The sequence below is a fragment of the Bradyrhizobium sp. 45 genome (genome assembly GCF_023073155.1).
GTDB lineage: Bacteria > Pseudomonadota > Alphaproteobacteria > Rhizobiales > Xanthobacteraceae > Bradyrhizobium > Bradyrhizobium canariense_D.
This window is the reverse complement of the sequence record NZ_JADPIX010000122.1, coordinates 393,099-413,546: the sequence shown is the minus strand read 5'-3', so window position 1 is coordinate 413,546 and position 20,448 is coordinate 393,099. Positions and strand designations below refer to the sequence as shown.

Sequence of the window (20,448 nt, the reverse complement as noted above, 5' to 3'; positions counted from 1 at the left end):
CCTGAGCCGGGAGGTCTGATTTAATCAGAACCCGGCCTCGAAACCTAGATTGGATCGCTTCGAAGGCGTGTCCCGCGCCAAAGAAAACGCCTCAAAAAGCAACACCGGCCGGAGTTTATAGCTCCGGCCGGTGTTTAGCGCGTTTTACTTGCCGAGCTTGCCGAGTTCGGCCGTCAGCTCCGGAACCGCTTGGTAGAGGTCGGCGACCAGGCCGTAATCAGCGACCTGGAAGATCGGCGCGTCCTCGTCCTTGTTGATCGCGACGATCACTTTGGAGTCCTTCATGCCGGCCAGATGCTGGATCGCGCCGGAAATGCCGACCGCGACATAGAGCTCGGGGGCCACGACCTTGCCGGTCTGGCCGACCTGCCAGTCGTTCGGCGCATAGCCCGCATCCACCGCCGCACGCGAAGCGCCGACACCGGCGCCAAGTTTATCGGCGAGCGGCTCGATGTACTTTGCGAAGTTCTCGCGGCTCTGCATGGCGCGGCCACCGGAGACGATGATCTTGGCCGAGGTCAGCTCGGGACGGTCACTCTTCGCGACCTCCTCGCCGACAAAGGACGACAGGCCCGGATCGGCCGCCGCCGCGACGCTCTCGACCGACGCGCTGCCGCCTTCACCCGCTGCGGCGAAGGTGGAGGTGCGCACCGTGATGACCTTCTTGGCGTCCTTCGACTTCACCGTCTGGACGGCGTTGCCGGCGTAGATCGGGCGCTCATAGGTGTCGGGGGCGATCACCTTGGTGATCTCCGAGACCTGCATGACGTCGAGCAGGGCCGCGACGCGCGGCATCACGTTCTTGAAGCGCGAGGTCGCGGGCGCGACGATGGCGTCATAGGACGGCGCCAGCGAGACGATCAGCGCGGCCAGTGGCTCGGCCAGATCGTGCGCGTAAAGCGCGCCGTCGGCGAGCAGCACCTTCTTCACACCGGCGAGCTTTGCGGCGGCGTCCGCCGCGGCCTTGGCGTTCTCGCCGGCCACCAGAACCTCGACGTCCGCGCCGAGCGCGGCCGCCGCGGTCAGGGCCTTGTTGGTCGCATCCTTGAGCGACGCATTGTCGTGTTCGGCAATCAGAAGCGTCGTCATCAGAGCACCCCGGCTTCGTTCTTGAGTTTCGACACCAGCTCGGCGACGTCCTTGACCTTGACGCCCGCCTTGCGGCCCGCCGGCTCGGTCGTCTTGAGAACCTCGAGGCGCGCGGTGAGATCGACGCCATAATCGGCGGCAGTCTTGTCCGCAATCGGCTTCTTTTTGGCCTTCATGATGTTCGGCAGCGAGGCGTAGCGCGGCTCGTTGAGACGGAGATCGGTGGTGACGATCGCCGGTCCCTTCAGCTTCACGGTCTGCAAGCCGCCGTCGACTTCGCGGGTGACCTTGAAGTCGCTGCCTTCGACCTCGAGCTTCGAGGCGAAGGTCGCCTGCGACCAGCCGAGCAGCGCGGCCAGCATCTGGCCGGTCTGATTGCTGTCGTCGTCGATCGCCTGCTTGCCGAGAATGATGAGGCCCGGCTGCTCTTCGTCCGCAATCTTCTTCAGGATCTTGGCGACCGCGAGCGGCTCGACCGCACCCTCGGCCTTCACCAGGATGCCGCGATCGGCGCCCATGGCGAGACCGGTGCGGATCGTTTCCGACGCCTGCGCCGGTCCGATCGAGACCACCACGACTTCGGTCGCCTTGCCGGCTTCCTTCAGGCGCAGCGCTTCTTCGACCGCAATTTCGTCGAACGGGTTCATCGACATTTTGACGTTGGCGAGTTCAACACCCGATCCATCGCTCTTGACGCGGACCTTGACGTTGTAATCGACCACCCGCTTTACCGGCACCAAGACCTTCATCGATCCTCTTTCACTCAATCTGGGAGGGGGTTATCAACTGGCGCGGAACCTAAAGGCCTGATCCGGCCCGGTCAACGCGCGAAGGGGTCTAATTTTGGCGCCCAGAAATGCGCGGCCCAATGGGTCAGCGATTCTGGCCCGGAACCCAGAGCACGTCGCCGGCGCCGTCTTCGTTGACCGCGCGGCTGGCCACGAACAGGAAGTCCGACAGGCGGTTCATATACTGGATGCCAGCGGCACCAACAGGTTCTTCCGGCCGGGCCGCCAGTTCCACCATCACGCGTTCCGCCCTGCGGCAAATCGTACGGGCGACATGGAGGTAGGCGGCGGCTGGCGTGCCGCCCGGCAGCACGAAGGAGGTCAGAGGTGCCAGCTTGTCGTTGAGCGCGTCGATGTCGCGCTCGAGCCGCTCGACCTGGCTTGCCACCACCCGCAGCCGCTCCGCCTTGCCCTCACGTTCGGGCACCGCGAGGTCCGCGCCGAGGTCGAACAGATCGTTCTGGATGCGGCCAAGCATCGCGTCGAGCTCGGGCGCATCCCCGGTGTGAAGCCGGACCACGCCGATCGCAGCATTGGTCTCGTCGACAGTCCCATAGGCCTCGATGCGCAGATCGTATTTCGGCCGGCGCTCGCCCGAGCCGAGCGCTGTCGTGCCGTCGTCACCGGTTTTCGTATAGATGCGGTTGAGCACGACCATGTTAACGCCCCATCGCCCACACGGCGGCCATCGCGATGACGATCGCCACGAACTGAAGCAGCACGCGCCAGCGCATCAGCTTCTGCGAGGTGTTGGGCGAGCCGCCGCGCATCATGTTGATGAGACCGAGCAGCAGCACCAACGCCACGGCGCCGACCGCAATCGGCAGGATGAAAGTACTCAGGAGAGATGCCATTCGAGGGTAAATAACACCCTCCGCGCCGGTCCGCCATGGCGTTCCCGATCTGGCTTTTAAGCCAATAATATCAGAAGCTAGCTGGATGAATCTGGATTTGCGCCAATTGCCTATCCTCTTGACCTATCCCCGCCTGCGGGGAGAGGTCGGAATGCGTTTCCCGCGCGCGGGAAGCGGAAGCAGCAACAGCAGTGCAGGTGGTGCGTGAAGGCAATCCGCACCATCTACCTTGTCGTAATGGACGCGTTCTACACGTTCCTCGCCGATGACGGCTGGGCGATCGCGAGCCACATCGCGCTGTCGACGCTGATGGCGCTATTCCCGTTCCTGATCGTCCTGACATCGCTCGCCGGCTTCTTCGGCTCCAAGGAACTCGCCGATCAGGCTGCGAGCCTCATGCTCCAGGTCTGGCCCAAGCAGGTCGCGGATTCGATCTCGGGGGAAGTCCACGACGTGCTGACCACGACCCGCACCGGCCTATTCACCATCGGCGCGGTGCTGTCGGTCTACTTCGCCTCCAACGGCGTCGAGGCGCTGCGGGTCGCACTGAACCGCGCCTATGCGGTCGTGGAGATGCGGCCCTGGTACTGGCTACGGCTGGAATCGATCGCCTACACGCTGATTGCGGCCTTCACCGCGCTCGCCATGGCATTCCTGATCGTGCTCGGGCCGCTGCTCATCGAGGCCGCGCGTGCGCACATCCCGCTGTTCGTTGAATCCAACGAGAGGATCCTCACCTGGCTGCGCTACGGCATCACCGTTGGCGCGTTGGTGGTGGCGCTGATGATCCTGCATACCTGGCTGCCGGCGGGACGGCGCCGGTTCCTCCAGATCCTGCCCGGCATCGTCTTCACCATCGTGGCGTCGCTGATCTCGGGCATCGTGTTCGGGCAATATCTGGCGCGCTTCGCCAATAATTACGTGACGATGTATGCGGGGCTCGCCTCGGTGATCATCGCGCTGGTGTTCCTGTATTTCATCGCCGCGATCTTCGTTTACGGCGGCGAGCTCAACGCCGCGATCATCAAGTCGCGGCTTCCTCACGGCGTGTCGCTGCAAGCAGCGCAGTCGCTAGCGCCCGCGGAGACACAGGCTTGACCAGAAAGGCGTCGGCGCCGGCCTCGCGTGAGGCGACTTCATCTTCGCCCCGACCTGACACCCCGATGATGGGGATCTGAGCCAGCGGCGTCGCCATGGTGCGGATCCGCCTGATCGCCTCGACGCCATTGATGCCCGGCAGCACCATATCCATCAGCACCGCGTCGAAGGCGCCCTGCGCGAGCCGGTTCACCGCGTCCTCGCCGCGCCCGATGAACTCGGCATGATGACCGAGTTCGGTCAGGATGGTGTTGAGCACAACGCGGCCGAACGGATTGTCCTCGACGCTGAGCAAGCGCAGCGCCGGAACCGCATCCATCTCGGCTTCGCCCTTCGACTTGCGGGACTTGCCCGATCCCGTGGCACACACCGACACCGTCAATGTGAAGGTGGCGCCACCGCCGGGCCGAGGCGCGACCGTGATGTCGCCGCCCATCGCGCGCGCCAGTTGCTTCACCGACGACAGGCCCAGTCCGGCGCCGCCGAAGCGCGAGGCAATGGTGACATTGGCTTGGGTAAACGGCCGGAACAGCCGTTTGATCTCGGCCATGGTGAGGCCGATGCCGCTGTCGGACACCGCGAAGGCGACACCGACGCTGCCTTTGCCCTTTGCTTTGCCTTTGCTCTTGGTCTTGTCCTTGCTCTTGACGGAACGCCAAGGCGCGACCGTGAGCGCCACGCCGCCGTGCTCGGTGAATTTCACGGCATTGTCGATCAGGTTCTCGAGCGCGGCGCGCAGGCGGACGGGATCACCGACCACCAGCCCCGGCAGCTTCTCCGAGATATCGACCTCAGCCTGGAGACCCTTGGCCGCGGCGCGACCGGCCAGCGAATCGCCGGCGTTGCGGGCGAGCGTCCGCAGGTCGAACAAATCCTGCCGCAGCGAGCTTCCACCCCCGACCCCCTTCCCGGTCCCCTTGCCACTTCGGGCGGCATCGACGAACAGGGTGGCAAGGTTCGCCAGATGCTCGGCCCCGGCCTTGATCGTGTCGGCCCAGCGTCTTTCCCGTTCCCCGAGATCCGAAGTCGCGAGCAGGTCGCTGATCGCGAGAATGCCGGTCAGGGGGGTGCGGACCTCATGGGCAAAGGCGGCAAGCGCGGCTTGGACGACGTCCAGCTCGACCCGCTTGGTGCTGCGCTTGCGCAACCGGGCAGTCGGCCCGGAGCGCTTCCGAGCCACTCGCTTGGACGTCCCCGTAGTGCGCGCTGCGCGCGTTTTCGCCGCCATAACTCCCCTTCGAAGTATCCCCTTCGAACCCCGCGCTGTCAGGCGAGCATGGCACGGCGGAACACCCGGAGTCACGGCGCCGTTTGGCTAACCCCCAGAGAAACTTAACCTAATCCCACCAACCGGCGGATACCGGCCGGCGTGGCGCCGCCGGCGCGCAGTTCACGAAGGCCGGTCGAGCTGGTTGATTTCGACAGCTTCCGGCCGCGCTCGTCGCGAAGTAGCCCGTGGTGGCGGTAGACGGGTTCGGGCAGGTGGAGCAGAACCTGAAGCAGACGGTGGACCGAAGTGGCGTGGAACAGGTCCTGGCCCCGCACGATCTCGCTGATGTCCTGGAGCGCATCGTCGACAACAACGGACAGATGGTAGCTCGTCGGCGTCTTCTTGCGGGCCACAATGACGTCGCCCCAGGCTTCTGGCCGCGCCGGGACGACGCCACGCTCACCATCCGGCCCCTCGCCCAGTTCGTTCCAGCTCAGGCCCACAGCGCGGCGGCAGGCGGCTGCCATGTCGAGCCGAAGCGCGTAAGGCGCACCGGTGTCGATGAGGCGGTCGCGCTCGTCCGCGGACAGCGATCTGGCGGCGCCGGGATAGAGCGGCACGCCGTCGGGATCGCGCGGCCACGGCCCATCCGCTTCACGCGCCTTAACCAGCCTTGCGATCTCGGCGCGGCTTTCGAAGGCTGGATAGACCAGGCCGAGCGCCAAGAGCCTGTCCAGCGCCGTCCGATACGCATCGAGATGCTCCGACTGCCGCCGCACCGGCGTCTCCCAGGCGATGCCGAGCCAGGCGAGGTCTTCGTAGATCGCTGTCTCATATTCCGGCCGGCAACGCGTCGCGTCGATGTCCTCGATCCGCAGCAACAGCCGCCCACCGGTCTCGCGCGCGCGGTCGGAATTGAGCAGCGCGGAATAAGCGTGGCCGAGATGCAGGTAGCCATTCGGGCTGGGGGCAAATCGGAAAACGGGTGGCGACATGCTTCGGAACTCATCATGGCCGGGCATAGCCGTCTAGACGGATGGCGTCGCTTCCGCTCGCCTGTGTCCCGGCCATCCACGTTCTTCGGAGCGGCGCACCGATCGTGTCAAGGTCCCCGAGAATGCGATGATCACCAGCCGTGCTAACAATGATGCACGTTGGAAAGACGTGGATGGCCGGGTGGAAGCCCGGCCATGACGCCGGAGAGAGTTGACGATTGCCATGACCATCCACCTCGAAACCCAATCCGATCTCGAAGAGGCCGTCCACGCGCTGGTCAAGCGCGATCCGCGCCTGAAGCCAGTGCTGGCGACTGCCGGCATGCCGGCGTTGCGGCGGCGCGAGCCGGGTTTTGCGGGGCTTGCCCACATCGTCTGCGGGCAACAGCTCTCGACTGCGAGCGCCGCGGCGATCTGGGGACGGTTGTCCGCCGCGTTCGATCCGTTCGACCACGAGGCTGTCCGCCGCGCCCGCACCGACCGGCTGGGGCGGCTCGGCCTGTCCGCCGCCAAGATCAAGACGCTGAAACATCTCGCGCGCGAGATCACCGCAGAACGGCTGAACCTCGACGTGCTCGCGGAAGAAGACGCTGATGCCGCGCATCACACGTTGATCGCACTGCCCGGCATCGGACCCTGGACCGCGGACGTCTATCTGCTGTTCTGCCTCGGCCATGGCGACGCCTGGCCGGCCGGCGACCTCGCCGTGCAGGAAGGCATCCGCATCGGGCTCGGCTTGCAGGCGCGGCCAACGGAGAAGCAGATGGCGCCGCTCGCCGAACCCTGGCGCCCCCTGCGCGGAGCGGCGGCACATCTGTGGTGGAGCTATTATCGCGCGGTGAAAAAACGCGAAGGCGTCATCGCGGGATCAACCTAGAGCTAGTTCCGTTCCGATGGAATCGGAACGGGGCTCTAGTGTTTTGTTTTGACGCGTTTTCTTGACGCGAACCGGTGTCCACTTCGCTCGAACACGCTCTAGCCCCGCAGCCCGACGCGATCGGTCCGGGCGCAATCGGCGACGAAGTCGATGACGGCCCGCACCGCCGGCAGTTCGACGAGGTCGGGATGGGCGAGCAGCCACAGGTCCGCCACGCTGGCGAGCTTCTGCGGCGCGACACGCACAAGATCGGGATAGCTTTCGGCGACAAAGCACGACAGGGCGGAGATTCCGAGTCCGGCGCGGACCGCCGCCAGCATGTCGCCCTGGGACGAGCAGCGCATCACCACCCAGGCCTGACGCGTGACGACGTCGCTCCAGCGCGCAAGCTGGAGATTGGAGGTCTGATCGGCGAAACCGATGACGCTGTGCCCCTTCCACTCGCCGCGCCGTTCCGGCAAGGACCGCCCGCCGGCGTAGCCGCGCGAGGCGTAGAATCCCGTGCCGAGACGGCCGATCTTGCGGCCGACCAGATTTTCCTCGCCGCTGTCGAAGGGCCGCAACACCACGTCCGCCTCGCGCCGGCGCACGCTCGCCGGAAACGGATGGGTGATGATCTCGAGCTGGACGTGATCGTGCGCGCGCAGGAACGCAGGCAGGCGCGGCATCAGCCAATGCGAGGCCAGCGTTGCGCCGATCGATAGCTTGACGGTCCCGCGCGCCTTATGCCCTCCGGCCGAGACTGCCGTCTCCGCCCGCAGCGCGGCCGCCGCCATTACCTCGGCGTGCTCGCGCAGCGTCCGTCCATCCGCCGTCAGCGCAAGGCCGTCGGCGGCACGCGCCACCAGCCTGGTGCCGAGCTGGGCTTCCAGCGCCGCAATCTTGCGGCTGACGGTGGGATGGCTGCTGTGCAGCCGGCGCGCCGCGCCGGTGAAGCTGCCGGTATCGGCGACCGCGAGGAAGGTCTTGCAAAGGTCCCAGTCCATGAGCGGCCTCTGTTTAAATCTGAAAAGTCGTCCGTTCAATATTGAACGATAAGAGGCCCCACTCCAACCCCTATAATGACGTCAAATGAAACATGGGCGGCAACTCGCCCGCGACAATCAAAGAAGGAAACGCCTCGTCATCCGCCTGCCGGCGGGCTGCGTTTCCGGGAGGACATCATGGCGCTGCCCGCTCTCTTGAAGGATTCGCTCGAGCTGCCCGTGGTCGGCTCGCCGCTCTTCCTCGTCTCCGGCCCTGAGCTGGTGATCGCCCAGTGCAAGGCCGGCGTGGTCGGCTCGTTTCCGGCACTCAATGCCCGTCCGGTGGAAAAGCTCGACGAATGGCTGAGCCGCATCGAGGACGAACTCGGCGAATACAAGTCGCGCAATCCCGGCAAGAAGGTCGCACCCTACGCCGTCAACCAGATCTGCCACGCCTCCAACGACCGGCTGATGAAGGACATGGAGACCTGTGTGAAGCACAGGGCGCCCATCATCATCACCTCGCTGCGACCGCCCGCCGAGCTCGTCGAGGCCGCACACTCGTACGGCGGCCTCGTGTTCCACGACGTCATCAACGTCAAGCACGCGCGCAAGGCCGCCGAGCAGGGCGTCGACGGTCTGATCCTGGTCTGCGCCGGCGCTGGAGGACATGCAGGAACGCTCTCGCCTTTCGCACTGGTACGCGAGGTCAAACAATGGTTCGACGGTGCGATCCTGCTGTCGGGCGCAATCAGCGACGGCTTCGCGATCGCCTCCGCGCTGACGCTGGGCGCCGACCTCGCCTATATGGGCACGCGCTTCATCGCGACGAAGGAAGCCAACGCTGACGAAGCCTACAAGTCGGCGCTGACGCAGCACACCGCGCATGACATCGTCTACACCAACCTCTTCACCGGCGTGCACGGCAACTATCTCGGGCCTTCGATCGCCGCGGCCGGGCTCGATCCGGACAATCTGCCGGCGGCCGACAAGACGAAGATGAATTTCGGCTCCGGCGGCAACATGAAGTCCAAGGCGTGGCGCGACATCTGGGGCTCGGGCCAGGGTATCGGCCAGATCGCCGACGCGCCGCCGGTCGCCGAGCTCGTCGACCGGATGAAACGGGAATTCGACCAGGCCCGACAGGATTTCCTGATGCGCGTCAGCGCCTGACGTCTCGGACCGACAATAAAACGGGAGGACACCATGAAGCTGGCAGCCGCACTGATCGGGATGTCGTTGCTGATGCTCGCCGGCGGCAGCGCCCATGCCGAAGGCAGCGACGAGATCCGCATCGGGCAGACCCTGCCCTACAGCGGCCCGGCCTCCGGCTTCGGCGCGATCGGACGGACGCAGGAAGCGTTCTTCGAGAAGGTCAATGCCGAAGGCGGCATCAACGGCCGCAAGGTCAAGTTCATCACGCTGGACGACGCCTATTCGCCGCCGAAGACCGTCGAGCAGACCCGCAAGCTGGTGGAGCAAGAAGAGGTGCTGATGATGTTCGGCTCGCTCGGCACCGCCACCAACAGCGCCGTGCAGCGCTATCTCAACGCCAAGAAAGTGCCGCAGCTGTTCGTGCTCTCCGGCGCCACCAAATGGGCCGATCCGCAGAAGAACCCGTGGACCATGCCGGGCATGGCGGCCTACGAATCCGAGGGCGTGGTCTATGCCAAATACATTTTGCAGGCCAAGCCCAACGCCAGGATCGCGATCCTCTCGCAGAACGACGATTTCGGCCGCGACTATGTCGCCGGCTTCAAGCGAGCGCTCGGGCCTAAGGCCGCAAGCATGATCATCGCGGAAGCGAGCTACGAGACCAGCGCGCCGACGATCAGCTCGCAACTCTCGACCTTGAAGGCCTCGGGCGCCAACGTGCTGTTCGGCGTCGTGCTCGGCAAGTTCACCTCGCAAATGGTCAAGGGCGTGGCCGAGATCGGCTGGAAGCCGGAGCTGTTCTTCGTGCCGACCTCGGCGTCGTCGATCTCTTTCCTGGAACCGGCAGGGCTCGACAACGCGGTCGGCCTGATCTCGTCGAGCAATCAGAAGGACACGATGGACCCGCAATGGGTCGACGATCCCGGCGTGAAGGAATACTTCGCCTTCATGAAGCGCTACATGCCGGCCGCGGACCTCTCCAACTCCAACTACGCCGCGGGCTATCACTATGCCACGCTGCTGATGACGGTGCTGAAGGGGTGCAAGGATGATATCAGCCGCGACAACATCATGCGCCAGGCGGCCTCGTTGAAGGATGTGAAGCTGCCGCTGCTGCTGCCGGGAATGGCGGTTACGACCGGCCCCGACGACTATCTGCCGTTCCAGCAGCTTCAGCTCCGGCGCTTCAATGGCAAGAGCTGGGTCGGCTTCGGCGACGTGCTGGATGATCGCTAGACGAGCGGGATGAGGAGACGCCATGATCATCAGCGGCGAACGCCAGATCAGCTATGACGACATCCGGGCTCGGATCAGGCGGGCGATGAGCGGCTTCCGCGCCCTGGGGCTTGCCGAGGCCGCGCCGGTCGCGATGATGCTGCGCAACGATTTCGCTCTGTTCGAGGTGGTTGCGGCCTCGGCCGCGCTGGGCAGTCCGGTGGTGCCGATCAACTGGCATTTGAAGGCCGAGGAGGTCCGTTACATCCTGGCCGACAGCGGGGCGAAGATCCTGGTCTGCCACGCGGATTTGCTGCCGCAGATCCGCGACGGCGTACCGGCGGATGTCCTTCTCCTGGTCGTCGCGACGCCGCCCGAACTCGCAGCGACCTTTTCGATCCCTGGGGAACTGACCGAGATCCCGGTGGGACTGACCGATTGGGACCGCTGGCGCGACGACCATCCGCAAGCGCAGGAGCCGCCGCGGCGGGCCGCAGCGATGATTTATACATCCGGCACCACGGGCATGCCGAAGGGCGTGCGGCGCATGCCGATGCAGCCCGAACAGGCGGCCGCCTCCGAACGCGTGGGCGGGATCGCCTATGGCATCAAGCCGCGGGAAGACCAAATCGTGCTGATCAACGGCCCGATGTATCACTCGGCGCCGCATTCCTACGGCATGCTGGCGTTCCGCAGCGCTTGCACCATCATCCTCCAGGCGCGGTTCGATGCCGAGGAGCTGCTGGCGCTGATCGAGCGCCACCGCGTCAAGCACATTCACATGGTACCGACCATGTTCGTCCGGCTGCTGCGGTTGCCCGAAGCGGTCAGGCAGCGCTACGACCTGTCGTCGCTGCGTTTCGTCGTGCACGGCGCCGCCCCCTGCCCGCCGGACGTCAAGCGCGCCATGATCGACTGGTGGGGACCGGTCATCAACGAATATTTCGGCTCCACCGAGACCGGGATCCCGGTGTGGCACTCGGCCGAGGAAGCACTGAAGAAGCCTGGCACGGTCGGCCGCCCCATCGAAGGCATCGTCAGGATCTTCCGCGATGACGGCAGCCCGTGCGGTGCAAACGAAGTCGGCGAAATCTACATGCGCCAGACGTCAGTGCCCGATTTCGACTATCACGGCAGGTCGCAGGCAAGGGCCGAAGCCGGCCGTGACGGCCTGGTCAGCGTCGGCGACGTCGGTTATCTCGACGCGGACGGCTATCTGTTCCTGTGCGATCGCAAGCGCGACATGGTGATCTCCGGCGGCGTCAACATCTATCCCGCCGAGATCGAGAACGTGCTGATCGGAATGCCCGGCGTGCGCGACTGTGCCGTGTTCGGCATCCCCGACGCGGAATTCGGCGAACGGCTGTGCGCCTTTGTCGAGCCTGAATCGGATGCCGAGCTCTCGGCCGACGCCGTCCGATCGTTCCTGCGCGGGCGGCTTGCCAATTTCAAGGTGCCAAAGGACGTCGAATTCCGTGACGCGCTGCCGCGCGAGGCCACGGGAAAGATTCTCAAGCGCAAGCTGCGGGAGCCCTATTGGACGATGTGAGGACAGGCAACGCCGTCCGAGAGTGCGGGACCGCATAAACGGGAACGAGTGGCAATCGTTCCTGCGCCTCTCCAATATTCGGCAGATTGAAGACGCGCGCTTCCGTCGCAAATGGAAGAGCAACCAATTCGAATCTCGCCTGTTGTCGACCGGCACAATCAACAGCCGGAGAATAAAAAATGTCTCGTCTCACCATGCTCGCCGCAGCTCTGCTGCTGCTCGGATCAGCGCCTGTCAGTGCACAGTCACAGCCTGCGCAGAGCGGGCCGGGCAACAACGCCGTCAACAGCTCTGATCACAACAACTCCAACGCACCGGTCGCGGGCCGCAACAGCTTCACCGAGGGCCAGGCGAAGTCGAAGATCGAGGGCGCGGGTTATTCCAATGTTTCCGGACTGCAAAAGGACGACAACGGCGTCTGGCGCGGCAAGGCCGACAAGGCCGGGACCAAGGCGGACGTGAGCGTCGATTTCCAGGGCAACGTGAACCCCGCCAAGTAAGGAGGATGAAACATGACGACCACTATTTCTCGACTCTATGACACCTATTCGGATGCGGAACGTGCGGTCAGGCGTCTGGAGGCCGCGGGCGTGCCGCACTCCGACATCAGCATCGTCGCGAACAATTCCGATAACTGGTACGGCTCCTCCACCGGCAAGGTTGACCGTGATCGCGACGGCGTCGACGATCGCGCCGAAGGTGCCGGCACGGGTGCCGGCATCGGCGCAGGCCTCGGAAGCGCGGCCGGCCTGCTTGCCGGACTCGGCCTGCTGGCCATTCCGGGACTCGGACCGGTGGTTGCCGCCGGATGGCTGGCTTCGACCGCAGTTGGTGCCGCGGCCGGCGCCGCGACGGGCGGCATCGTTGGCGCGCTGACCGAAGCCGGCGTCTCCAAGGATGATGCGTCGCGCTACGCGGAGGGCGTCCGTCGCGGCGGAACGCTGGTATCGGCGCGGGTACCCGACCAGGACAGCACACGTCTCGATGCCCTTCTGCACGAGAAGGCCGTGAACCTGCAGGAACGGAGCGCCGCCTGGCAAAAATCCGGCTGGAACGGCTTCGATGCCGCAAGCCCGCCGTTGTCACCCGACGATGTCGGCCGTGAGCGTGAGCTGTACGGCGCCGGCACGCGGGTGAGGTAGGGATGTTCCGCTCGCCGCCACGCCAGCGGCAGTGAATCCCAAGAGCGCGAGGGAGGCTCCACCAAGGTGGAGCCTTTTTCGCGTGCCCCTCCTCGAACACCACGAGGGTGCCGCAGGTCTCTCTCAACGAGCGCATTCCGCTGAAGCAGGGCCACATGTTCTCACTGCTCGGGTAATCGGCTATTGGCCGTCTGCGAAACAGTATAGCTTTCGACCGTAGAGGAAACGCCGCGGAGACGGCACGAGGTCGCGCATGCTGGACAGGACCAAGGACATTGTCGCATCCGCGCAAGCCTGGCTCGATGAGGTCGAGCTAACGCTGGGCGCAGCCGATAGCGCTGCGCTGGATCGTCTTTTCCTCGCCGACAGCTATTGGCGCGATGTGCTGGCACTAAGCTGGAACCTGCAAACGATCGGCGGCGGCGACTCGATCAAGCGGGAGCTGACAACGCTCGCGGCAAAGGCTGCGCCGGGCAGCTTCAAGATTGCGCCGAACCGAGCGCCACCGCGCTGGGTGACGCGTGCCGGGACCAACACTATCGAGGTGATCTTCAATTTCGAAACCGCACTGGGGCGCGGCAGCGGCATCGTCAGGCTTGTGCCCGACGCCACCGACGGCGACCGCCTGAAAGCGTGGACGCTCCTCACCGCGCTCGACGAGCTCAAGGGCTTCGAGGAGCAGCTCGGCACCTCGCGGCCGCGCGGCCAGGCCTATTCGCGCGACTTCCGTGGACCGAACTGGCTGGACTTGCGCAACGGCTCGCGCGACTACGCCGATCGCGATCCCGCCGTGCTGGTGGTCGGCGGCGGCCAGGCCGGGCTCGCGATCGCGGCGCGGCTGAAACAGTTGAACATCGACACCCTGATCGTCGATCGCGAGGCACGGATCGGGGACAATTGGCGCAAGCGCTACCACGCGCTGACCCTGCATAACCAGGTGCAGGTCAATCATTTGCCCTACATGCCGTTTCCGCCGAGCTGGCCGACCTATATCCCCAAGGACAAGCTCGCCAACTGGTTCGAAGCTTACGTCGAGGCGATGGAGCTGAACTTCTGGACCGGAACCGAATTCGAGGGCGGCGCCTACGACGATGCGAAAGACCACTGGACCGTCACACTGCGGCACACCGACGGCAGTGAGCGTATCATGCACCCGCGCCATGTGGTGATGGCGACCGGCGTCAGCGGCATCGCCAATGTGCCTGTCATTCCGACCCTGGATAACTTCAAGGGCACGCTGCTGCATTCGAGCCGCTACGAGGACGGCGAGACCTGGACAGGAAAACGCGCCATCGTCATCGGCACCGGCAATAGCGGCCACGACATCGCGCAGGATCTTCACTCCAGTGGTGCCGAAGTGACGCTGGTGCAGCGTTCACCTACGCTCGTCACCAATATCGAGCCGTCGGCCCAACTCGCTTATGCGACCTACAATGAGGGCACGCTCGAGGACAACGATCTGATCGCGACCTCGATGCCGACACCGCTCGCGAAAAAGACCCATGTGATGCTGACGGAGCAGTCGAAGGAGCTCGACAAGGAACTGCTCGACGGGTTGCGGCGCGTCGGCTTCAAGCTCGATTTCGGCGAGGCCGGCACCGGCTGGCAGTTCAAATATCTCACCCGTGGCGGCGGCTATTATTTCAATGTCGGCTGCTCCAACCTCATCATCGAGGGCGCGATCAAGCTCAGGCAGTTTTCCGACATCGAGAGCTTCGTCACCGAGGGCGTTCGCATGAAGGACGGCACAACCCTTTCGGCCGACCTGATCGTGCTCTCGACCGGTTACAAGACACAGGAATATCTGGTGCAGAAACTGTTCGGCGACGCCGTCGCCGACCGGGTCGGCCCGATCTGGGGCTTTGGCGACGGCCTCGAGCTGCGTAACATGTATACGCGCACCAGGCAGCCCGGCCTCTGGTTCATCGCCGGCAGCCTCGCGCAATGCCGGATCAACTCGAAATATCTGGCGCTGCAGATCAAGGCGATCGAGGAAGGGATTTTGGGGCAGGCTGGAGCGGCAGCGGCGAGCACCGCTTGAACAACACCGTAGAAGCAGTGTCGCACCACGATAACGAACAAGAGGAGAATTCATGCCAGCCATTCTCGGCACCGGCGAGCACCGCTACCGCGTCGTTGAAAACTTCGCAAAGCTGCCGGACGGATGGCAGCTCACCGACGTCGCCTCGGTCGCGGTCGACAGCAAGGACCGCGTCTACGTCTTCAACCGCGGGGCCCATCCGATGGTCGTGCTGGACCGCGAGGGCAATTTCTTGCGAAGTTGGGGCGAAGGCCTGTTCTCGCGCGCCCACGGCCTGCACATCGATGCCGACGACAATCTCTATTGCACCGATGACGGCGACCACACCGTGCGCAAGTGCACCACCGACGGCAAGGTGCTGCTGACGATCGGCATCCCCGAGAAACCGTCGCCGTTCATGAGCGGCGATCCCTTCCACCGCTGCACCCACACCGCGCTGTCGCCGAAGGGTGAAATCTACGTCTCCGACGGCTATGGCAATGCGCGCGTGCACAAATTCACGCCCGGCGGCAAGCTGATGACAAGCTGGGGCGAACCCGGCACCGATCCCGGCCAGTTCAACATCGTGCACAACATCGCCACCGACGCCGACGGCTTTGTCTATGTCGCCGACCGCGAGAACCACCGCGTGCAGGTGTTCGACGGCAACGGCAAGTACGAGACGCAGTGGAACAATCTGCACCGCCCTTGTGCGCTATGCTGTTGCGGTGGGGCTAAGAGCCCGACCTTCGTCATCGGGGAACTCGGCCCTGGCCTGGCCGTCAACCGCAAGGTGCCCAATCTCGGCCCGCGGCTCTCGATCGTGGACGCCAAGGGCAACCGCATCGCGCGGCTCGGTGGCGAGGAAGGCCCGGGCGTTGCGAGCGGCAAGTTCCTGGCGCCGCACGGCATCGCACTGGATTCCAGGGGCGACATCTATGTCGGCGAGGTCGGCGTCACCGACTGGAAGACCAGCTTTCCGGACGAGGAGATGCCGGCCGTGGTGCGCGCGACGCGATGTTTGCAGAAGCTGGAGCGCGTGCGGGAGTAGCTGCCTCGGCACATCCACGTCGCGCTGTCAGGATGACGCTGCCTCAACGGCCTCGGACTTGGAAATCACAGCGTTTTGCGCGCTTTGCCACCCCCCGGCCGCATTGCTTGTGCCGGAATAAGTCGCTCAACGGGCTTCACAATCCCGTCACGCTGCATGTAGTATGTCAGTTACGTGCTGCTTCGCAGCGTACATTGGAGGCCAGGAGCGTTACTTGAACGCACATGTCTCGCAAGGCCATTGGCCGGTGTTGGTGCTGAATGCGGACTTCCGGCCGCTGAGTTACTACCCACTGTCTTTGTGGTCGTGGCAGGACGCGATCAAGGCGGTATTCCTCGACCGCGTCAACATCGTCGCGCATTACGATCAGGCGGTCCATAGCCCCACGCTGCAAATGCAGCTGCCGAGCGTCGTCTCGCTCAAATCCTTCGTCAAGCCGACCACCCACCCTGCCTTCACCCGATTTAACGTCTTCCTGCGCGATCGTTTCGCCTGCCAATATTGCGGCTCGCCCGAAGACCTCACCTTCGACCACATCATCCCGCGCAGCAAAGGCGGCCAGACCACCTGGGAGAACGTGGTCGCGGCGTGCTCCCCCTGCAATTTGCGCAAGGGCAATCTGACGCCGGTGCAGGCCAAGATGTTTCCACGCCAGCACGCCTTCGCGCCGACCGTGCACCAGCTCCACCGTAACGGCCGCCTGTTCCCGCCGAACTATCTGCACGACAGTTGGCTGGATTATCTCTACTGGGATACGGAGCTGGATCCGTAACGTCGGCGTGCAGGCCCTCGGCAATCCATCGTTGACTCGCGCCGCCCAACGCCGGGAGAGATCAGCGAGCTTCTATCTGCGCGCCTGCTCCAGATCGATCTGATAGACGGAAATCCGGTCGATCTCGAATGCGACGGTAGGCGGCGACTCCGCGTCGACCGGACCGACGCCGAGAAAGAATTTGGATCCGATCGCGAGATTGACGATCATGTACATGGGATCGTCGAAACCGATCGGCACCTTGATGTCGGACACCGGTCTGCGGTCGATGAAATAGACCAGGCGATCCTCCTCCCACAGCACACCGTAAGTGTGGAATGCGCTCGACGCGTCGCCGACCGCGAAGTCGAAGCCGCAGGACTGAATCTTCTGGGTCGAGGGAATCCGCCAATGCGTCGTCATCACGAGATCGCCCGGCTTTTCGCCGCGGCCTTCCAGCACGTCCACCTCCGGCGGCCAGCCACCGTCATCCGCCAGCATCCAGAACGCCGGCCACACTGCGTGCCCGACCGGCACCTTGGCGCGGATCTCGAAATAGCCGTGCTTCTGCGCGAACGTGCCCTGGGTCGTCAGTATCCCGGAGATGTACTCGTTGTCGAACAGCACCGGCTTCAACCCCGGCGGGGTACGGCTGGCGACGATCGACAGCACGCCGTCCTTGACCTTGAACGGATCGAGCCCGAGCGGCGCCGCGTTGCGCCCCGCATAGCGCGGATCGACATAGATCTGTTGCTCGCCATTGGCGCTGGTCTTGCGCTTGAAGTCGGAGCCGTCGCCGCCCCAGTAACGCGCCTCCGGCCAGGCCGCGCCGCCGGCGTAATGCGGCACCCAGCGTCCGTTTGCCAGCGGATGCTCGTCAAAATCCTCGTTGAAGGTCCGGCGTAGCGGCAAGAAGACCAGCGAGGCCGGATTGACCTTCTCCAGCCGACGGCACTCGATGGTGGAGGGATCGGTCGTGACCTGCAGCGACATGCTCATCGGGGCACCGTCGAGATCGTCCTGCGCGATGGCCGGCGCGGGCACAACGCAGAGACCGATCGCAGCCAGAGCGCCCCTCGTCCAACGCTCGATCATCACCGCACTTCGAAGACGCCAGAGGAAAGGCCAAGGTTAGCTTACTCATATCGGAACCGGCAAGAGCGGGCCGGCGACCGCGCGCCAATTCAGGAGCGCCGCTTGCACACGCGATCCAGATTTTCGTGCACTTAGAAAAATTGGGACGCCTAGGCAGCGCTCGGAAGGCGAGCGGCAGGCTCCTGCCGGGACGGAACTCGGGGCGCCGGCATCCGTTCAGAGTCGAGGCCGGATGTCGCGCGGGCGCCAGTTGTCCGCGACAGACATATCCGGTCCCGCCACAGCACGAGGGGAGAATAGTCATGGCCACAAGCGAGACGGATCACGTCTACAAGATCCTGGAACTGGTCGGATCGTCCGAGACGTCGATCGAGGATGCGATCAAGAACGCGGTCAGCCGGGCCGCAAAGACCGTTCGCGAGATGAAATGGTTCGAGGTGGTGCAAACGCGCGGCCATATCGAGAACGGTGCCGTGCGCCACTACCAGGTGACGCTGCGGGTCGGCTTCACGCTGGATGAGTGAGGCAGAAAGGCCCGGCGCGCGGGGTCAGCCTGGTTAGCTCGACGATAGCCCGTCAATTGTCGAGGATTGTTCCGACCGGAAGCGCACAATCCGCACGGAAGTTGCAACAGCCCGTTAAGGCCAAAGTGAGAGGTTTGCGCCGAAATGGAGCAAGCCTGATGACCACGGGCCGCGAACTCGGAAAGACGCGCCTTCCGCTCTGGGCAGCGGGTTTCGTCATCCTGACCTGCTTCGCCATCCTCGGCTTGAGCGCCTGGCGTGAATGGGAAACACGCAATGCCGATCTCAAGAACGCCGAGATCGACGTCGCCAATCTGGCGCATTCGCTGATCCAGCACGCGGACGACACCTTCGAACTCGTTGATACAATCCTCGTAGGCCTGGTCCACCGGCTCGAAATCGACGGGACGGGTCCGGACACGATCACCAAGCTTCAGGCCTATCTGCCGACACGAAAATCATCGGACCGGATCCGCGGCATCTTCGTTTATGACGCGAGCGGGCAGTGGCTTGCCACGACCGAGCGGCTCGACTTCTCCAAGCTCAACAACAGCGACCGCGAATATTTCCAGCGTCATCGGCACTCGCCGGAGATGGGCACGCTGATCGGACCGCCCGTGAAGAGTCGAGCCGGGGGCCAATGGGTCGTCACCGCGTCCCGCCGGATCAACGATGCCGACGGCGGCTTCGCCGGCGTTGCCCTGCTCACGATCGACGTCGGCTATTTCGTCAAGTTCTACGAGCGGTTCGACATCGGTACGAACGGCTCGGCATCGCTGCTCAACGATAGCGGCATCATGCTGGCGCGCAGCCGCGACGACAGTGGCGCCTTTGTCGGACGCGACCTGTCCAATGCGCCCTTGTTCAAGGGATGGGAAAGTCGCCCCGCCGCAGCAGTCTACTATTTCAAGTCGCCGCTCGATGGCGTCCAGCGGCTGAGCTATTACCAACGCAGCAGCCGCTATCCCCTAATGGTGCTGGCGAGCAAGTCGCGGGACGACGTGCTGGCGCCGTGGCGGCAAGCCGCGGCTGCGCGCACCACCTTCGTCCTCGGCCTTGTGCTGCTGATCGCGGTGATCGGCTTCTACCTGGTCCGTCAGCTCGTACAGCGGCAGCGCACGGCCCAGGCCCTCGTCGTCAACGAAGCAAACTTCCGCCTGTTGGCCGAGCAATCCAGCGACATGGTGACCCGGATCGGGCTGGACAACCGGCTGCTCTACGTTTCCCCCTCGTGCGTACGCATCACGGGCTGGTCCTCCGACGAGCTGCTATCCACCTCGGCCCTGGCCGGCATTCACGCCGACGACATGGAGCGGGTCGAGCAGGCTATCGCCGCGCTTAAGAATGGCGAGGCCGAGGAGACGCGGTTCGTCTATCGCCACCGTCATCGCGACAAGGGCGAGATTTGGGCGGAGGCGGCGTTGCACGTGACCCTGGCGTCGGACAGCGGTGAGATCGACGGCGTCGTCGCGGTGGTGCGCGACATCACCGAGCAGAAGGATCTTCAGGACAAGCTCGCCTCGCTTGCAACGACCGACGGCCTCACCGGACTCGTCAACCGGCGCGCGTTCGACGAGCGCCTCGCCGAGGAATGGGCCCGGGCCCGGCGCGATGGCACGCAGCTCTCGCTCCTGCTGATCGATGTCGATCATTTCAAGAAGTTCAACGACCAATACGGGCATCTGGCGGGCGACGGATGCCTGCGCGCGCTGGGCCGGATCCTATCAACCCACACCAAGCGCCAGGCCGACGTCGCGGCGCGCTACGGTGGCGAAGAATTCGCCGTGCTGTTGCCGAACACCGGTCCCGAGGGCTGCGCCGAGGTCGGCGAAGGGATTCGCAAGGCTCTGCACGATCTCGCCATGCCGCATGCGCAAAGTCCCCCCTCGCGCCTGGTGACCGCAAGCGTTGGCGGCGCGACGAGTCTGCCGTCCCAAACCACGGCGGACTGCAGCACGCTGGTCGGCGCCGCCGACCGCGCGCTCTACGCCGCCAAGGACAACGGCCGTGACCGGCTGGTGATGTCGGGACAGGTCGTTCCCTGGCCCGCCAGGAGCGCGTGACGGATCG

20 protein-coding genes are annotated in these 20,448 nt (G+C 64.6%); 12 read left to right on the top strand and 8 right to left on the bottom strand.

Annotated elements, in window-relative coordinates; genetic code table 11:
* Positions 1 to 144: 144 nt before the first annotated feature.
* The 4 genes from IVB42_RS22290 to IVB42_RS22275 all read right to left on the bottom strand — a co-directional run bounded on the left by IVB42_RS22290 (position 145) and on the right by IVB42_RS22275 (position 2,731).
* Complete coding sequence (locus IVB42_RS22290; RefSeq protein ID WP_018453240.1) at positions 145 to 1,089, bottom strand: FAD-binding protein; 945 nt, start codon at positions 1,087 to 1,089, stop codon at positions 145 to 147.
* Entirely contained in the window at positions 1,089 to 1,838 is a 750-nt protein-coding gene (locus tag IVB42_RS22285) for an electron transfer flavoprotein subunit beta/FixA family protein (protein WP_018453239.1), read from the bottom strand. The genes IVB42_RS22290 and IVB42_RS22285 overlap by 1 nt, the downstream gene beginning before the upstream one ends.
* Before the next feature lie 124 nt (positions 1,839 to 1,962).
* Positions 1,963 to 2,535 (bottom strand): cob(I)yrinic acid a,c-diamide adenosyltransferase, encoded by a 573-nt coding sequence (locus IVB42_RS22280; RefSeq protein WP_018453238.1) that lies wholly within the window; start codon positions 2,533 to 2,535, stop codon positions 1,963 to 1,965.
* 1 nt (position 2,536) lies between these two features.
* A complete protein-coding gene (locus IVB42_RS22275) occupies positions 2,537 to 2,731 on the bottom strand; it encodes a twin transmembrane helix small protein (protein WP_018453237.1) in 195 nt (64 codons plus the stop codon).
* Positions 2,732 to 2,935: 204 nt separating this feature from the next.
* On the opposite strand from IVB42_RS22275, the gene IVB42_RS22270 reads away from it, so the two are divergent.
* A complete protein-coding gene (locus IVB42_RS22270) occupies positions 2,936 to 3,829 on the top strand; it encodes a YihY/virulence factor BrkB family protein (RefSeq protein WP_026232492.1) in 894 nt (297 codons plus the stop codon).
* Here the strand turns inward: IVB42_RS22270 and IVB42_RS22265 are convergent.
* Both IVB42_RS22265 and gluQRS read right to left on the bottom strand, forming a co-directional pair.
* Positions 3,756 to 5,057 carry an ATP-binding protein gene (locus tag IVB42_RS22265; RefSeq protein ID WP_026232491.1) on the bottom strand — a complete coding sequence of 434 codons (1,302 nt, stop codon included), beginning with the start codon at positions 5,055 to 5,057 and terminating at the stop codon, positions 3,756 to 3,758. The genes IVB42_RS22270 and IVB42_RS22265 overlap by 74 nt on opposite strands.
* Before the next feature lie 104 nt (positions 5,058 to 5,161).
* A complete protein-coding gene (gene gluQRS, locus IVB42_RS22260; protein WP_026232490.1) occupies positions 5,162 to 6,034 on the bottom strand; it encodes a tRNA glutamyl-Q(34) synthetase GluQRS in 873 nt (290 codons plus the stop codon).
* 223 nt (positions 6,035 to 6,257) lie between these two features.
* Here gluQRS and IVB42_RS22255 point away from each other — a divergent pair, with 223 nt between their 5' ends.
* On the top strand, positions 6,258 to 6,911 hold the full coding sequence (locus IVB42_RS22255) for a DNA-3-methyladenine glycosylase (RefSeq protein ID WP_085361089.1): 654 nt from the start codon (positions 6,258 to 6,260) through the stop codon (positions 6,909 to 6,911).
* 98 nt (positions 6,912 to 7,009) lie between these two features.
* On the opposite strand, the gene IVB42_RS22250 is transcribed toward IVB42_RS22255, so the two are convergent.
* The gene (locus IVB42_RS22250; protein WP_018453232.1) at positions 7,010 to 7,897 is read right to left on the bottom strand and encodes a LysR family transcriptional regulator; all 888 of its coding nucleotides are present in this window, start codon (positions 7,895 to 7,897) and stop codon (positions 7,010 to 7,012) included.
* Between the two features lie 177 nt (positions 7,898 to 8,074).
* Between IVB42_RS22250 and IVB42_RS22245 the strand changes: the two genes are divergently transcribed.
* From IVB42_RS22245 to IVB42_RS22210, 8 genes are all read left to right on the top strand, one after another.
* Complete coding sequence (locus IVB42_RS22245; protein ID WP_018453231.1) at positions 8,075 to 9,049, top strand: nitronate monooxygenase family protein; 975 nt, start codon at positions 8,075 to 8,077, stop codon at positions 9,047 to 9,049.
* 33 nt (positions 9,050 to 9,082) lie between these two features.
* Positions 9,083 to 10,267, top strand: a complete 1,185-nt coding sequence (locus tag IVB42_RS22240) for an ABC transporter substrate-binding protein (RefSeq protein WP_018453230.1) — start codon at positions 9,083 to 9,085, stop codon at positions 10,265 to 10,267.
* A 22-nt stretch (positions 10,268 to 10,289) separates the two neighbouring features.
* Positions 10,290 to 11,795, top strand: a complete 1,506-nt coding sequence (locus IVB42_RS22235) for an acyl-CoA synthetase (protein ID WP_247471246.1) — start codon at positions 10,290 to 10,292, stop codon at positions 11,793 to 11,795.
* Positions 11,796 to 11,974: 179 nt separating this feature from the next.
* Positions 11,975 to 12,295, top strand: a complete 321-nt coding sequence (locus IVB42_RS22230) for a hypothetical protein (RefSeq protein ID WP_026232489.1) — start codon at positions 11,975 to 11,977, stop codon at positions 12,293 to 12,295.
* Positions 12,296 to 12,307: 12 nt separating this feature from the next.
* Positions 12,308 to 12,937, top strand: coding sequence for a general stress protein (locus IVB42_RS22225; RefSeq protein ID WP_018453227.1), 630 nt, complete (start codon positions 12,308 to 12,310; stop codon positions 12,935 to 12,937).
* Between the two features lie 253 nt (positions 12,938 to 13,190).
* Positions 13,191 to 14,978, top strand: a complete 1,788-nt coding sequence (locus IVB42_RS22220) for an NAD(P)/FAD-dependent oxidoreductase (RefSeq protein WP_247299277.1) — start codon at positions 13,191 to 13,193, stop codon at positions 14,976 to 14,978.
* A 52-nt stretch (positions 14,979 to 15,030) separates the two neighbouring features.
* The gene (locus IVB42_RS22215) at positions 15,031 to 16,008 is read left to right on the top strand and encodes a peptidyl-alpha-hydroxyglycine alpha-amidating lyase family protein (protein ID WP_018453226.1); all 978 of its coding nucleotides are present in this window, start codon (positions 15,031 to 15,033) and stop codon (positions 16,006 to 16,008) included.
* A gap of 214 nt (positions 16,009 to 16,222) precedes the next feature.
* Positions 16,223 to 16,780 (top strand): HNH endonuclease, encoded by a 558-nt coding sequence (locus IVB42_RS22210; protein ID WP_007597381.1) that lies wholly within the window; start codon positions 16,223 to 16,225, stop codon positions 16,778 to 16,780.
* A gap of 72 nt (positions 16,781 to 16,852) precedes the next feature.
* On the opposite strand, the gene IVB42_RS22205 is transcribed toward IVB42_RS22210, so the two are convergent.
* On the bottom strand, positions 16,853 to 17,854 hold the full coding sequence (locus IVB42_RS22205) for a glycoside hydrolase family 16 protein (RefSeq protein WP_018453225.1): 1,002 nt from the start codon (positions 17,852 to 17,854) through the stop codon (positions 16,853 to 16,855).
* Between the two features lie 302 nt (positions 17,855 to 18,156).
* Between IVB42_RS22205 and IVB42_RS22200 the strand changes: the two genes are divergently transcribed.
* Together IVB42_RS22200 and IVB42_RS22195 are read left to right on the top strand one after the other, a co-directional pair.
* Positions 18,157 to 18,378: a dodecin gene (locus tag IVB42_RS22200; protein WP_018453224.1), complete on the top strand. Its 222-nt coding sequence runs from the start codon at positions 18,157 to 18,159 to the stop codon at positions 18,376 to 18,378.
* Between the two features lie 158 nt (positions 18,379 to 18,536).
* Entirely contained in the window at positions 18,537 to 20,441 is a 1,905-nt protein-coding gene (locus IVB42_RS22195; protein ID WP_018453223.1) for a diguanylate cyclase, read from the top strand.
* Positions 20,442 to 20,448 lie beyond the last annotated feature (7 nt).

Bases quoted from the DNA above. Each gene is read 5' to 3' on its own strand.
- IVB42_RS22245 (WP_018453231.1), top strand. From the start codon at position 8,075: ATGGCGCTGCCCGCTCTCTTGAAGGATTCGCTCGAGCTGCCCGTGGTC.
- gluQRS (WP_026232490.1), bottom strand. From the start codon at position 6,034: ATGTCGCCACCCGTTTTCCGATTTGCCCCCAGCCCGAATGGCTACCTG.
- IVB42_RS22220 (WP_247299277.1), top strand. From the start codon at position 13,191: ATGCTGGACAGGACCAAGGACATTGTCGCATCCGCGCAAGCCTGGCTC.
- IVB42_RS22255 (WP_085361089.1), top strand. From the start codon at position 6,258: ATGACCATCCACCTCGAAACCCAATCCGATCTCGAAGAGGCCGTCCAC.
- IVB42_RS22285 (WP_018453239.1), bottom strand. From the start codon at position 1,838: ATGAAGGTCTTGGTGCCGGTAAAGCGGGTGGTCGATTACAACGTCAAG.
- IVB42_RS22200 (WP_018453224.1), top strand. From the start codon at position 18,157: ATGGCCACAAGCGAGACGGATCACGTCTACAAGATCCTGGAACTGGTC.
- IVB42_RS22280 (WP_018453238.1), bottom strand. From the start codon at position 2,535: ATGGTCGTGCTCAACCGCATCTATACGAAAACCGGTGACGACGGCACG.
- IVB42_RS22290 (WP_018453240.1), bottom strand. From the start codon at position 1,089: ATGACGACGCTTCTGATTGCCGAACACGACAATGCGTCGCTCAAGGAT.
- IVB42_RS22240 (WP_018453230.1), top strand. From the start codon at position 9,083: ATGAAGCTGGCAGCCGCACTGATCGGGATGTCGTTGCTGATGCTCGCC.
- IVB42_RS22235 (WP_247471246.1), top strand. From the start codon at position 10,290: ATGATCATCAGCGGCGAACGCCAGATCAGCTATGACGACATCCGGGCT.
- IVB42_RS22205 (WP_018453225.1), bottom strand. From the start codon at position 17,854: ATGATCGAGCGTTGGACGAGGGGCGCTCTGGCTGCGATCGGTCTCTGC.
- IVB42_RS22275 (WP_018453237.1), bottom strand. From the start codon at position 2,731: ATGGCATCTCTCCTGAGTACTTTCATCCTGCCGATTGCGGTCGGCGCC.
- IVB42_RS22225 (WP_018453227.1), top strand. From the start codon at position 12,308: ATGACGACCACTATTTCTCGACTCTATGACACCTATTCGGATGCGGAA.
- IVB42_RS22265 (WP_026232491.1), bottom strand. From the start codon at position 5,057: ATGGCGGCGAAAACGCGCGCAGCGCGCACTACGGGGACGTCCAAGCGA.
- IVB42_RS22230 (WP_026232489.1), top strand. From the start codon at position 11,975: ATGTCTCGTCTCACCATGCTCGCCGCAGCTCTGCTGCTGCTCGGATCA.
- IVB42_RS22215 (WP_018453226.1), top strand. From the start codon at position 15,031: ATGCCAGCCATTCTCGGCACCGGCGAGCACCGCTACCGCGTCGTTGAA.
- IVB42_RS22250 (WP_018453232.1), bottom strand. From the start codon at position 7,897: ATGGACTGGGACCTTTGCAAGACCTTCCTCGCGGTCGCCGATACCGGC.
- IVB42_RS22195 (WP_018453223.1), top strand. From the start codon at position 18,537: ATGACCACGGGCCGCGAACTCGGAAAGACGCGCCTTCCGCTCTGGGCA.